Raw genomic sequence first — 13772 nt, 5'->3', positions numbered from 1 at the left:
AAAGCGGAAAATGTTCAGGAATTTGTCTCCAATCACCAAGGACTACCCACCATCACAAAAGCTGACCAATAAAAAGGATGGGACAACTTTGTATCTGCAAAACCTTGCAGCGACGGTGGTAAATCCACCCCTCCACCCCGACTCGAACCCCGCAATTGACCACCCTCCAAACGCACATCTCCTCGCAACATCGCAATTTGCGCTTTGCGCAGGGCGGCCGCCTTAATTGGCGCAGTCTTCAACTGTTGATAAAATTCACTCATCAATCCCAAAGTACCTTCATCACTCACATACCACAAACTCCCCAAGGCCGTTTGCACCCCAGATTGTACCGCCAATCCCCCAAAACCTAACTCCGCTTCCTCATCTCCCACCGCAGTGCGACAAGCACTCAAAACCAATAAATTTACCTGGGGATCGTTCAATCTCAACTGTCGTAATTGATCGAGTTGCAGTCGGCTATTCCACAACTGAATAAAAGAATTACTTGGTAATCCTGGTTTAAATTCGCCGTGAGTAGCTAAGTGAATAACTCCAAAGGGCCGACTTTGATGCTGTTGCCTCAAATTCTCCAAAGTAAAGCCCTCATTCAGAAAACTAATTCCCGGCCAATCTCTGGAAATAGCCGCTATTTCAGCAGGAACTGCCGGCAAAGGTTTCAACTCAGAAAATTGTGACGCACCCATGGCTAAAACCTGAAGGTTTCTAATATCAATGTAACGAGTATCGGTTAAACTAACGCTGGGAATTAGACTGATATTGTAATTTTCCACCAAAAATTGCTGTCCGTCGTGCAAAGCCGAAAAAGGAAAGCCTCGCAATCCTTTATCAGCGATGAATGAGATTGTATCAATTCCCCGCTCTTTTAAAGTTGGTTGTAAAGGAGCAATTATCCACTGATAAAGTTGTTGGGCATAGGGGAGATAACTGGTAGTTCCTCGCGCACCCGGTTTGGTAATTTCTTCCCGAAATTTACTGACAATTTGCATCAGTTCTTTGTGGTTAGCTTGTGGCACAGTTTGGTGAATGACAGAACCTGAAGCTGTCACCAAAACTAAATCTAATTTTTCGGGTCGGGAAAAGAGATAAATAAAACTGGGTTTAATACCGGTTTCTGCGGAGAGGGCTGCTAATTTTTTTTGAGTTGCTTCGGTGGAGATTAGTTCGTCTTCAATGTCTGGGAAGTTTAGGCCGAAATATTGTTGGTATTCTTGGCTGAAAGATTTGTCTAGTAAAGCTATACCTTCCGAGACTTTTCCTTGGTCAAAGTTACTGCCGATGTTGCTGCGAAATGCTGACAGGAAGGCTAAATTTGGGGGATTTGAACCGATGAAATCTAAGATAGCTTTGGGAGGTAAGTTTTTTTCGATTCCAACTATCATTTGTCGCGGTGCTTCTATGTTTCGCAAAATGATGTTTTGATTTAGCAGTTGTTCTGGTGTCAAGGGTTGGTTTGGCCCTGGAAAGAGCGATGAAAATCTATTTAATGGTGTTAGTGGTGTTAGTGATGTTGGCGGTATTTGCGGTGTTAGTGGTATTTGCGGTATTATTGGTATTTGCGGTATTATTGGTATTTGCGGTATTAGTGGTATTTCCGGTATTAGTGGTATTTGCGGTATTATTGGTATTTCCGGTGTTATTGGTATTTGCGGTATTACTGGTATTTGTGGTGTTGGTGTTGGTGGAATAATATTAACATTGCCAGAATCGATCGCTGCGGCACTACCGTTAATTCGGGCATCTCCGATCAAAAAAGGCGTTGGCGGGTTAGTATTAGCGCCACCGTGATTAATAGTAACGGAACCTTGTCGATTAGCACCAACAGTTGAGATGCTAACAGGAGTACCGTTTTGGTTTAAAAAAGAATTGGTGATTCGCACAAAACCCGGAGTGCCGATCGCCACCGTACCTCCAGTCGCATTAATCGATGCTACACTAATATCATTACGAGCATTCAGATTCACCGTAGAAGCGCGATCGCCCCCAACAGGATTAACATCTATACGCCCTACTGTGATTTGCCTTCCCGCTACAACGCCCACAGTCTCGGTAGCATTTATATTACCAGTAGTAACACTCCCCCTGGTGCTGTTAATATCAACTGCAACTCCCTGCAAATTTCCTGCTTTTACATCGCCTGCTGCGGTTAAATTTACATTTCTCGTTGCGGTAGTATTGGCAGTTTCAAGACTTCCAGAATCACTCTTAACATTAACTCCTACTCCCTGTAAATTTCCTGCTTTTACATTACTAGCAGCAGTCAAACTTACATTGGCTTGGGCTTGAGTATTGGTGGTGTTAACGCTCCCTGTTTTACTATTGACATTAACTCCAAGTCCCTGCAAATTTCCAGCATTCACATTACCCGAAGCAGCAACATTGATATTTCCAGTTGTCACAGTATTGGCGATCGCAATTTGGCCCCCATCACTATTAACATCAACTGCCGCCCCCTGCAAATTCCCGATATTTAAGTCCCTGGAAGCTCTCACAGCAATGGTGGCGGTGGGAGCATTGATGGAGGCCGCAGCAATGTTAGTTTGAGCATCCAGATTGACTGTGGGAATGAAATTTAGCCCAACAGAATTAACAGTTACCACCCCAGTATTAATTAGCTGTCTGGCTAAAATTCTGACATCTCCAGTAGTAGCGATCGCCCCCGTGGTGACATTGCCCGTATTGCTGGTAGCATTGACAGTAGCAGCATTAAGATTACCTACCGTTAAGTCCCTAGAAGCCGTCAAACTGATATTTGCAGTTGCTGCAATATCCACTGGTGTAGTATTAGGGACTATGAGATTAGGATCGCTCCAAACTCCCAATTCCCCGGAGTTACTAACAATATCAACCTTAGTGCCCTGTAAATTCCCAAAATTCACATTTCCTAAAGCTCTAAGTTCGATCGCCCCAGAATTCCCAGTATCGATCGCCCCAGTGACTATACTACCCCGACTGCTGTTGAAACTCACATTACCATTTACATCAGCACGGGAAATGTCATTTGTCAATATAATATTATCAGCAGCCTGAATATTAATTGTCGAACTAGAAGTCAATCGGCCACCAACCACCACACCCTGTCCGCTTTCCAGCTTAATTTCTCCACTATTAATATCTCTAGTTGCGACAGTTCCCGGAGCAGACAAACTCACCAGCCCAGCAGCAGAAATATTATCTACAATAATTAATGGATTCGAGTTAATAATCCCCGGATTAAATATAGCATCCTCACCTAAAGAAGTAGTTTCATTATCATCAAAACTGCCCTCAACAGCATTAGGAACATTCGGAGTATTAGCCAAATTCCGAACTCCAGCCCGCAAAATCAATGCCGGAGTCCTAGTTAAAATAGCAATATCCGAATCAGCACTAACATTGCCAATATCGAGAGCAGTATCCGGGCCAGTAATTGTAATATCCTGGGCCACAATACTTCCCTTCGCCTCCACTTTCAGCGAAACACCCGTATAATCTCCCAAAAAAACATCAGCATCAGAACTAATAATCGGGTCAAAGAAACTCACGAAAGTTCCCGGCATTCCTGACAGATTCCGAATTGAAAAATTGCCACCAGAAACAAAGTGAGCATCCCCAGAAATCACACCATTACTAACTAAAGTCAAAGCGCCGCCCGCCTGAAATTGGGGAGCCAGAGCCAAAGCACCGATCGCATTTTGAGTCAGAATATCGATAGTGCGATCGCCCTGAATGTATAAATTACCCCCAGCCTGAGCCAAAAACGGATGCGTCGCACTGTCACGCACTTGCGCAGCATTTTGCGCGGTCAAAGTCAAGTTACCAGTGGTGTATAATTGAACCCCATCTAATGTGAGATTATTAGCAGCCCAGAGGCGAGCATTGGCCGCAGTTAAATCAGAAATTGGGGTAAGATTGCTTCTAGCGATCGCCACATCCCCCGAATTCACCTGCAAACCAGAGCCCACAAGTCGCACCGTACCATCACCAGCCACAGCAACACCAGTCGCAACATTATTCACACCGCTACCAGTCAGCAACTGCGGCAAAGACAGAGGATTTGCAACCAAGGGAGAATTCGGTAAATTGCCACCAGTAGCAATTTCTAAACTCAACAAATGCCCTGGTTGACTAATGCGAATCGCACTTCCACTTCCCACACTAGCAACAGTAATGTTACCTCCCGGTGCCGACAAATTCCCCGTACTAATCACAGTACCGCCCAACAAAGCCAAACTTTGACCAGGTGCCACAGCCAAATTAGCAGCATTCACAATGCTTCCCGGTGGAGCCACCCCAAAATAAAAACCATTAGGAGTACCAACTAGCGTGCTAAAATCGTTTACGCCCGTAGCATTAAACCAATTAGAACTCAAACCAACCCCAGTAGCAGTAGTCGCAGTGAAAGCCGCCGGCACATTCAAACTCGCGTTGGGACCAAACACAATCCCCGCAGGATTAATTAAAAAAAGATTAGAGTTGCCACCAGTGACAGTAATTAAACCATTAATTAGGGAAGCATCCCCGCCAGAAACGCGGCCTAATATATTTTGAATCGCTGGATTGGTCAAAAAATTAGCAACCTGACCCTCCGGGATACCGAACTTCTGAAAACTATGAAACAGATTCGCCCCGTCCCCCGACAAACTGCCACCACCAATATCGTAGCGGTTGTCAGTGCGGGTCACATTAGTGCCAGTACCGTCAGCCGCCGGAACGACTGTTTGCGCTTGGGCGAAAGTATTAAAAATTAACAAAGAAAACGGACAAATAAATAGCCAGACCTTTTTAATTTTTAAGTTGGCATTTTTCATAGCATCTAGGTCCGATCGCGATTCTGTTAAATTATGACATCTGGCAACAACATACCTGTAAAAAATAGATTAACTCGTCCATGACAATTCCCCAAATCAAAAGCTTGTACACAGACGGCGCTTGTTCCGGCAACCCAGGCCCAGGCGGCTGGGGCGCAGTGGTTTGCTTCGCCGATGGCAACTGTCACGAACTCGGAGGTGCACAGTCCCAAAGTACCAATAACCGCATGGAAATGCAGGCTGCGATCGCCGCCTTGGAGTTTTTTGCCAATTCCGGTCAAACCGAAGCAGTCACCCTTTACACCGACAGCGAGTATGTTAAAAACGGTATCACCAAATGGATTCAAGGCTGGAAAAACAAAGGCTGGAAAACTTCCACAGGCAAAGATGTCGTCAATCAAGACCTCTGGCACCTGCTAGACAAGCTGAATTCCCGGCAAGTGAAGTGGGAACACGTCCGGGGTCACTCTGGCGATTTCTATAACGATAGATGCGACGAAATCGCCCGCAGCTTTTCGCAGAATCTCGTTCCCGAACTGCAACAACACAAAGCAACAGCAGACGGGGCCAGGGCGAGCACAGGGGCAGGCACGGGGGCACTGCCCCTACAGTCGGAAAACACAAATGTTTCAGATGAAACGGAAACAATTGGTAACAAAACGATAGAATCCTATGTCATAACTTCTGACCTTCTCATCTCCAATGCTGCCATGATCGATTCTACTGCCGATACTCTGGAGAACTTGCCCCGCGAGGTGAGGGTTCAGGACCTCCGAAACCTCATCGAAACCTTGCATATAGCTGATGAAGTTGCCACTAAAGGCTACTTGATCACAAGTTCTGAATTAGCTGACTTGATGGATGTAAATGCCAGTGCTGTTACCAGTCGTGGAGACAACTGGGTTTGGCGAAACTGGGTAGTTTCGCGGGTGCGCCGCGAGGGAAATCAAATTCTCTGGCAATTGGAACGCATAGACCACGTTAGTACAGTTGATTAATTATTAGTTATTTAGTTATTAGTCAGTTGCCAGAAAGCAGAAAGCAGTATTTTGATGAAACACTGCTTTCTGCCAGTTTTTTTTACTGCTGCGATCGTCTTTGAGTAATATCAAATCCGGTAGCATCTGAATGATTCAGATCTCTATTCTCTCCCTCTGTGTCCTCTGTGTTCTCTGCGGTTAAATCATTCCGATGCAGCCGGAAACGATATAAATCCCAACTCGTGAGGGCGAATTTAGCGGGAGCAAATTTATCTGATGCTAATCTCAGGGGTGCAGATTTGAGTTATGCAGATTTAAGCAATGCTGACTTAACAAAGGCGGATTTAAGAGGTGCAAATTTAGGGAGACTAGACTTGAGAAAAACTTGCTTAGATGGGGCGACTTTTGAGTAATACCAAATCCGTTGACATCGGAATTATTATTTCTCTCTTCTCTTTCTCTGTGTCCTCTGTGTTCTCTGTGGTTTAATCATTCCGATACAACCGGAATTGATATAAAATGATTGGCTGTATCGCGGACGGGATATCATTCCCATCCCAGTCGCGATCGGGGCGGGTTTATTTAGATTGTTAGTCTGAACGAAAGATTGTTGGTGAAACCCGCCCCTACAGAAATGATGTCCTAGGCTAACTATACTTGCGACCGCGCCACTGAGTAGGCTGATTCAACGCAGAAATGAGAATTCGCAAAAAGGCTAACGGATCGGCTAAAGGTGACAGCCAAAATAGCCATTTACCCGATGCTTTTGTGCGATCGTAGGAAGGTGCGATCGCCAAACACAAAGCCGATCGCACCGCCAGCAAAAATAGATTCAATCCCAACAGCAAACCGTAGGGAAACAGCGCCACAGGCGATCGCCAACCAAGCAACAAATAACCCAATAAAATCACCACCGGCAAACCTTGAACTGCAAACAGCAGCCACAAATCGCCCCAAATTTGAACCCTAGAAGCAGCATCCTTCAAATCGAGCGATCGCCCCCACTCATTCCAAGTCTCGATCGCACCCTCATACATCCGCACCTGCAACACCTTAGCCCCGTCCAAAAACCCCACCTTAAAGCCCTTAGCAGCCGCATAGCGAGCCAGAGTCACATCATCGCAAAAGGAACCCCTAGCAGACTCGTAGCCGTCCAATGCCACCAAAACCTCGCGCCGACACAAAAAACATTGACCGTTGGCCATCACCAATTCCGGCACATCTCCACCAGTCCCGGTCGGTCCGAACCGATAAACCAAAGTCATCAACAGCGCAGGTTGCAGCCACAATTCCCCTGGATACTTGAGAATAAACTGCGGCGATAATGAAATTAAATCATAATTTTTGGCGATCGCCGTTTTGAGCAAACTTGCAATCAAACCCGGATGCGGCACAGTATCAGCATCTATCCCCAAAATCCACTCACACTTGTGGGAACTTGCCAAAAAACCTGTGTGCAAAGCCCAGGGACGCCCCACCCAACCAGCCGGCAGTGGGTCATCATTAATGACGCGAAACCGGGGGTCTTTTGCTGCTGCGGTTTTAACTAAATCTGCGGTGCCGTCAACGGAATAGCTATCAACCACAATAACTTCTCGGAGTTCGTAACTTTGGTTGGTTAATCCATCTAAACAAGGCGAAATGCGATCGGCTTCATTCAAAGTCGGGACAACTACTGTACAAGCACCAAGCAAATCCAGTGTCGGCGATGCCGGTTCTAGGGGCGGGATGCGCGAGGGGCCTTTGATTAAGCGCGACATCAGAATTGCCACGGCGGGTAATTGCAGCAGCAGGAGTGTGAAAGACAAGAGATTGGGCATAGGGCATGGGGCATGGGGCATGGGGCATAGGGCATCGGACATAATGACTATATAGCAATCTATACGGTCACTGAGCGTAGTCGAAGTGTCCAGAGCACAACAGTCAACTGACAACTGACAACTGTCAACTGTCAACAGTCAACTGACAACAGTCAACTGACAACAGTCAACAGAATTGATATTACTTGCGTAGAGCGCCAACGGGCTGAGGTGGAATTTCGGATTTGAGAGCAGATTTATCCAAAGATGCTGCAATTGTGTCTGTAGTATTGCCGATCGCGGGTTTAGCCATCAAGCTTAAAACGATCGCCGGAACAACACCCAGAAGCACAGCTAGCATTGTTGGAAACCAGAAGCGAGAATCCAAAGAAGTTATAGTAATAATTGCTCCGAAAGCAAAATTTACCACATAAACAATTAAGGGCAAACCCATTTCCGAGCGCTCCAAACGAATCGGAGTTTTTCTCCAGAAAAAAGCTGCTACAGACATAAACAGCGCTCCTGTACCCATCCATCCCGCCAAATTGCGGTAAGGCATCCCGAAGAAAGCTCCAAGTTCCTCAAACTCCCAAAAAGGCATAGAAGTCTGACTCATCGCCGGATCTAATACAAAATCCCAGGCTGTTAGCAACATAGCACCAAGGGCGATCGCCCCAAGCTGACGCACCCAGTTGAGTTCCCCTTTAGCAGAGCTCAATCCAGCGCGAGCAATCACATAACAAACCATTCCCAGATAAAACCACGACAGCGGGATGGTAAACGGCACCAACCCTGCAATTTTGTAGCCCAAACCGCTCAAATAGTGGTAGTGACCGAAGGGAAAACCTGTACTCGTACCCAATAACTCGCTACCCAAAGACAGAAACACCGAAGGTATCAAAAATGCGAGAGTAGCGCCTAAACCCAATGTCCGAAAGCCATAGAGAGCAACGGCTGCTGCACCAAAAATGATATAAACGACTCCACCTCCAACCATTCCCCACTGGAACAAAGTTTGCCCAGCCGGAGGCAAACTCATCACCAATTCGGGACGGGGTAAAATCAGTAGTAACCCTGCTAATCCAAAAGCCATAGAGAAAACGTGGGCAATTAGGCAGATGCGCTCAGCAATTAAAAGTTGCTTCATAGAAATCCTCGGAAAAATATCAAATGCGTAAAGCACTCTTAACAGTTTACAAACTTTAACAAAAAACTAAGCATATTTGAGTTAGTTGGCAGTTGACGGTTGGCAGTTGACGGTTGACGGCGGTGCCCTGAGCGGAGTCGAAGGGTTGACGGTTGTCAGTTGACCCTTCGACTACGCTCAGGGTGCAGCAGTTGATGCCCGATGCCCGATGCCCCATGCCCGATGCCCAATGCCCCATACCCAATGCCCATCTAAAATTATTGCCAATTCCCCACAAGTACAAAAGGTGCCCAGAAATAGGGATTTTTATACAGTGGGTTTTTCAGCAGGGCTAATTGAGCATTGCGGAGAGCTTCCACTTTGCTAATTTTAGGCAAAGCCAGTTGCCGATAGAACTCAGCCATAAATATAGCAGTAGATTCGTCGTTGACTTGCCAAAGAGTCGCCACAGTGCTGCGGGCACCCGATCGAATTGCCGCCCCAGCCAAACCCAAAGCTGCGCGACTATCGCCCGAAGCAGTTTCGCAAGCACTCAATACCAAAAGTTCGATCGCCTGTTGTTTTTCCCCACTGCGCGATCGCAACAGTCGATCGAACTCCTTGACATTCACTTTCTGGTCCCAAGTCACAATAAAAGTATCCGCTGCATTGGAACTAAACTGTCCATGAGTTGCCAAATGCACGATCGGGTAGGACACCTCTTTAATTCGAGCTTGCAACTTCCCGCTCACAAACTCTTGATTCAGCAGTCGAGTTGCCGGCATCTGATCTGCAATTAGCTGAATTTCCTCAGTAACCCCCGGCAAAGCCGCAAAGCCTTGACGAGCTTCTGAGAGGGCGGCCGTCAGCACTTTTAACTTGACGGTGCTCAGAGGTTTGGGAGCAAGCAATTGCAGTCCCGGCGCCAGGGCAATGCTGTATTTTTCCAACAGAAACCTTTCACCGTCATGGAGAATCGCCATCGGCAAATTTCGCAAATAGCCATCCAGTACAAATACTAAAGTTTTAATCCCGCTAGCAGTCAAATCCGCCTCCGCAGGGCGGATTAACCAGTCATAAACTTGTTGAACAGGTTGCAACCTATCTCGCGGAAAACCCGCAGGTCTGATGACATTTTTAGCTTGTCTGAAAGCAGTTTCCAAATCTGCCTGAGTCTTCTTCGTGCTGTAGCGACGCAGGGGTTTACCAGGAATAGACAAAATCACCTCCAAACGATCGCTCAAAATAATCGGATAAATCACCGCCGCCCTAGGATCGATTTCCTCGATCGACTTTGGTTTAGCATCAGCACAAGCATCGCGAAAAAAGTTATCCAATTCTGCCAACTGCAAAGATTCAACCGTTTGGCGAGCCAGCTTTAACTTATCTTGACTGGGAGATTCCTCTTCCAACAAAAGTTCGACTAATTGGCGATAAACCGGTTCGGCACTTTCGCGAAACGAAAATTGCACTTCTGGATTAACCGTCACCAAATCTCCCCGCAGAGAAGACAATACATTCACAGCTTGAGTATATTGGGCGATCGCCCCTTCCAGATTGCCCTCGGCCTTGCGAATCCGTCCGAGTTGCCACAACAATTGATAAGCAATATCGGGAGACTGAAACGCCGGCACTAAACTCAAAGCTTGAATAGTCAGAGTTTCAGCTAGAGAATGCTGCTGCTGGAGTTCGTACACCTTCCCACGAGCTCCCAGAATATAAGCTTGTATCCGCTTATCGCCCAAACGGTTTGCCGGTTCCAAAGCGGCTTTGAGCATTTTGTCAATATCGCTCAAACCCGGAGTCGCGATCGAAAACCGATCCAATTTGAGCAAACTTTCTGCCAGATTAATTCGAGCATAAAGTCCGGCGCGATTCCACGACAATCCATCGACTTGAGGTTGGATCGAACGCCACAAAATCCCTGCTTCCGACCAATTTTGGCGCTCTACCAACAGACTCAACTGGTTCAACTTTGCCTGCATCCCTAGGGGCGATGCCCCCGCACTTCTATCTGCCGATCGAGCATAATACGAAAAAGCCGATCGCTCGCTATTAGCCCGCTCTTGAGGGCTTAAACCAGGTATATTACTTTTAGCCCGTTCCGTATTACCAAGATTAAGAGCGATTTGAGCCTCCTCTTGTCTGAGTCCCAATTTTTCTGCCCCTTCAAGTCCTACTAAAAGAATCTCCTGCGATCGATCGAGTTTTCCCAAAACCCGCAGCACCCTACCTAAAGCATTAATTCCCCGAACATTTTCCGCCGAAATCCGCTGATTTTTCAAACTGGCCAAACTGGCACTTGAAACCTCACAAGTTGTGTGTTCCAACTTAAAAGAATCCAACAAAACTTTGCAAGCTCTCGGATAAAGTCCCAGAGTTTCCCAAGCCCTACTTTGATTAATATGAATTTGAAACAACTGGTCTTTAGCCTGAATTTCATCAAAAATTTTAGCAGATTCAGTCCAAATATCGATCGCCTCCTGAGTCCGTCCCCGTTCCAGTTGCAATTGTCCTTGAATATTCAGACTTTGACCCAAAATCCCCTGCTGTTCCATGGTTTTCGGCAACTGACGCACCACCGACAAACTCGAATTAATCGCAAATTCAGCCTGCTCCCAGTCATTAAGTTGTCCAAAAGTTGCAGCCAAATTGCTCAAAGCCGTAGCTCGATCCAGATTTTGTCCTTTCGCCTCAAACACCACCGCAGCTTGCTGTAACAGCGGCACAACCTGGGAAAACCTTTCCGAATCATAAAAACTGCGAGCTTGTTGAACAAGCTGCATCGCATCTTTGGGCTGAACTTGAGCAACAGCAGGAGGAATGGCAATTGCCAGCCAACAAGAAATTAAAAATAACAAAATTGCTTGACGGAGCGATCGAGTAAATTTCATAGGTAATTGTTAATTGTTAATTGGTAATTTGCGTAAATTAACGTCAATCTGCCGTAGAAGAAAACATACTTTCAACGTGGTATACAAACAGGATTCTGCCGAAGAATCCGTGAAGTGGTATTTGCAGAATTGTACCCAACAAGCATCACATCCCCTTGAGAATTCATCACCCAACCTTGCGCCGGAACAATTTCTTTCCCCCCTTTGTTCCCTTCTTCATTCCCCCCTTGGGGGGGGTAGGGGGAGCTGATTCTCCCTTCTTTATTCCCCCCTTGGGGGGGGTAGGGGGGGGTAATTCTGGCGTCAGGATTCCCCCCTTGGGGGGGGTAGGGGGGGGTAATTCTCCCTTCTTCATTCCCCCCTTGGGGGGGGTAGGGGGGGGTAATTCTGGTGTCAGGATTCCCCCCTTGGGGGGGGTAGGGGGGGGTTCTTTTTCCTTGAGGGGAGTTGGGTGGAGTTCTACTTCCTTGAGTAAAATCCACCCATGCAAACGGCACAGATTCGCTGCTGAGAGTATCATTAGGACTAGGTGGCACACCCCCTTTACCAGTCACAATAAACTCGTTCTGCGCCCCTTGGAGACAGGGATTAGTAGCAATTAACTGCGACGGATTGGTAATATTTTGTGGCAATTCCACCAACCCTTGAGCAGGATTCACCCCAGAAGAACTAAATGTGACAGTCCCTTGCAAAGCCGGACCTCCAGTTTGGGAAATAGCCGCAATGTCGCTAGTAGAAATCAAGGAAGTAGGGCTTACCTGTAACTGTGCAAATTGAGCATCTGTCAACCCCAAACTGCCTCTAACCTCTTCCCGGCCCACTGCTCGAAATCCCAAAACAGTGGGTACGTTGACATTAACACGACCACCTTGAGCGGTGCGCGCATTAGCCGTAATATCGCTATTTTCCCCTGGGAGAGCAACCAAAATATCACTTCGGAGGTTAATGTTACCGCCCTCGGAAGTACCCGCATCAGTAGTAATTCGGCTACCACGCCGCAACACAATGCTTTGCGATTGTAGGTTAATATTCGCTCCCGTACCAGAGACAGTAGTACCATCAATACGGCCTTTGTTGTCAAGAGAAATTGAATCTGCTACCACATTGATATTACCAGCCCGTCCCGTTCCCCTAGCCAAAACCGTCACCGTCGCTCCATCCCGCACGCTCAATTGACGGGTATTGAGATTCACCGAACCCGCATTTGCTGTCGCCTCGGCATTATTACCAAACACTTTGCCCACAGAAGCATCTATTTCACTAATAAATAGACCGTTATTGCCACTACCAATTACTTCGATGCGATCGGCATTAATGGTAATATCACCCACATTTCCCACACCCAAAGAACTCGTAGAAATTATCCCCCCATCCCGCACCGTCAACCTCGGCGTATCAACCCGGATATTCCCGCCCCGACTCGAACTCAAAGTGGCGGAAGTGAATGCACTAGCATTTTGATTCCCGCTAGTCAAAAGCTGAGAAATCCCTGAAATTTCCACTGATTCACTCGCCCTAACTCTTAAATTTCCAGCGGGACCGCCATTTCTGGAAAACAGAAACCTGCCCACTAATACACCCGTTCCCAAGGTGAAAGCAGAGCCATCTGAAAGACTCAATCGCTTGGTGTCAACATTAATATCTCCTGCATTTCCATTACCACCGATACTCAAAGTGCTGATTCCCGTTGATACAGCAGTTCTCGGTCCAGTGTTGGACAATTCTACAGATTCCCTAGCTTTCACATTAATATTTCCCGATCGCCCATCACTATAACTCGTGCTACCCAGCAGAGAACCATCACGCATAATTAACCTTTCAACATCAAGATTAATACTTCCTCCTGCACCGCTACTATCTTTAGCTGTGGCGTTGTTAATTCCAGAACCCACCATCTCAAAAGTATTGGCACGGATATTGAGATTGCCGCCACTTCCAGCACCAAGGGTGATCCCACTACCGGTGAGGCCATTACGCATCAGCAGCCTACCAGTATCAATGGTAATACTCCCCCCAGATCCACTACCAGAAGTACCATTAAACAAAGCAAATTGTGGGTCAAAGGGGTCTACAGTTCCTGATATTAAATACTTAATTACAACCTGTTGATAACCCTCTACTCCCAGTCCGCTCATGTCTACTGAATCCTTAGCAAAGATGTTGATATTTCCCCCCGCACCATT

9 protein-coding genes and 1 CRISPR repeat array are annotated in these 13772 nt (G+C 46.8%); of the genes, 5 read left to right on the top strand and 4 right to left on the bottom strand.

Annotated elements, in window-relative coordinates; all coding sequences use genetic code 11:
• Positions 1-32: 32 nt before the first annotated feature.
• On the bottom strand, positions 33-4790 hold the full coding sequence (locus ACBR23_RS10040; RefSeq protein ID WP_371119422.1) for a CHAT domain-containing protein: 4758 nt from the start codon (positions 4788-4790) through the stop codon (positions 33-35).
• An 80-nt stretch (positions 4791-4870) separates the two neighbouring features.
• Here ACBR23_RS10040 and rnhA point away from each other — a divergent pair, with 80 nt between their 5' ends.
• Positions 4871-5788 (top strand): ribonuclease HI, encoded by a 918-nt coding sequence (gene rnhA / locus ACBR23_RS10035; protein WP_371119421.1) that lies wholly within the window; start codon positions 4871-4873, stop codon positions 5786-5788.
• A 158-nt stretch (positions 5789-5946) separates the two neighbouring features.
• Complete coding sequence (locus tag ACBR23_RS10030; protein WP_371125642.1) at positions 5947-6183, top strand: pentapeptide repeat-containing protein; 237 nt, start codon at positions 5947-5949, stop codon at positions 6181-6183.
• 234 nt (positions 6184-6417) lie between these two features.
• On the opposite strand, the gene cruG is transcribed toward ACBR23_RS10030, so the two are convergent.
• From cruG to ACBR23_RS10015, 3 genes are all read right to left on the bottom strand, one after another.
• Positions 6418-7590: a 2'-O-glycosyltransferase CruG gene (gene cruG / locus ACBR23_RS10025; RefSeq protein ID WP_371119420.1), complete on the bottom strand. Its 1173-nt coding sequence runs from the start codon at positions 7588-7590 to the stop codon at positions 6418-6420.
• A gap of 181 nt (positions 7591-7771) precedes the next feature.
• A complete protein-coding gene (gene cruF, locus ACBR23_RS10020; RefSeq protein WP_371119419.1) occupies positions 7772-8716 on the bottom strand; it encodes a gamma-carotene 1'-hydroxylase CruF in 945 nt (314 codons plus the stop codon).
• A gap of 257 nt (positions 8717-8973) precedes the next feature.
• Positions 8974-11589 carry a CHAT domain-containing protein gene (locus ACBR23_RS10015; RefSeq protein ID WP_371119418.1) on the bottom strand — a complete coding sequence of 872 codons (2616 nt, stop codon included), beginning with the start codon at positions 11587-11589 and terminating at the stop codon, positions 8974-8976.
• Positions 11590-11807: 218 nt separating this feature from the next.
• Positions 11808-12013: a CRISPR direct-repeat array (repeat unit 26 nt; unit sequence ATTCCCCCCTTGGGGGGGGTAGGGGG).
• Positions 12014-12534: 521 nt separating this feature from the next.
• On the opposite strand from ACBR23_RS10015, the gene ACBR23_RS10010 reads away from it, so the two are divergent.
• The 3 genes from ACBR23_RS10010 to ACBR23_RS10000 all read left to right on the top strand — a co-directional run bounded on the left by ACBR23_RS10010 (position 12535) and on the right by ACBR23_RS10000 (position 13365).
• Positions 12535-12765, top strand: a complete 231-nt coding sequence (locus ACBR23_RS10010; RefSeq protein WP_371115510.1) for a hypothetical protein — start codon at positions 12535-12537, stop codon at positions 12763-12765.
• Between the two features lie 6 nt (positions 12766-12771).
• On the top strand, positions 12772-13050 hold the full coding sequence (locus ACBR23_RS10005) for a hypothetical protein (RefSeq protein WP_371115509.1): 279 nt from the start codon (positions 12772-12774) through the stop codon (positions 13048-13050).
• A gap of 129 nt (positions 13051-13179) precedes the next feature.
• Positions 13180-13365, top strand: a complete 186-nt coding sequence (locus ACBR23_RS10000) for a hypothetical protein (protein WP_371115508.1) — start codon at positions 13180-13182, stop codon at positions 13363-13365.
• Positions 13366-13772: the final 407 nt, after the last annotated feature.

The sequence above is a fragment of the Microcoleus sp. genome, assembly GCF_041354475.1.
Lineage (GTDB): Bacteria > Cyanobacteriota > Cyanobacteriia > Cyanobacteriales > Microcoleaceae > Microcoleus.
This window is presented reverse-complemented; position numbering and strand designations above follow the sequence as displayed.

What these genes read in the sequence shown, in the direction of transcription:
- rnhA (WP_371119421.1), top strand. Translation starts at nt 4,871, where the DNA reads ATGACAATTCCCCAAATCAAAAGCTTGTACACAGACGGCGCTTGTTCC.
- ACBR23_RS10040 (WP_371119422.1), bottom strand. Translation starts at nt 4,790, where the DNA reads ATGAAAAATGCCAACTTAAAAATTAAAAAGGTCTGGCTATTTATTTGT.
- ACBR23_RS10015 (WP_371119418.1), bottom strand. Translation starts at nt 11,589, where the DNA reads ATGAAATTTACTCGATCGCTCCGTCAAGCAATTTTGTTATTTTTAATT.
- cruG (WP_371119420.1), bottom strand. Translation starts at nt 7,590, where the DNA reads ATGCCCAATCTCTTGTCTTTCACACTCCTGCTGCTGCAATTACCCGCC.
- cruF (WP_371119419.1), bottom strand. Translation starts at nt 8,716, where the DNA reads ATGAAGCAACTTTTAATTGCTGAGCGCATCTGCCTAATTGCCCACGTT.
- ACBR23_RS10010 (WP_371115510.1), top strand. Translation starts at nt 12,535, where the DNA reads ATGTTACCGCCCTCGGAAGTACCCGCATCAGTAGTAATTCGGCTACCA.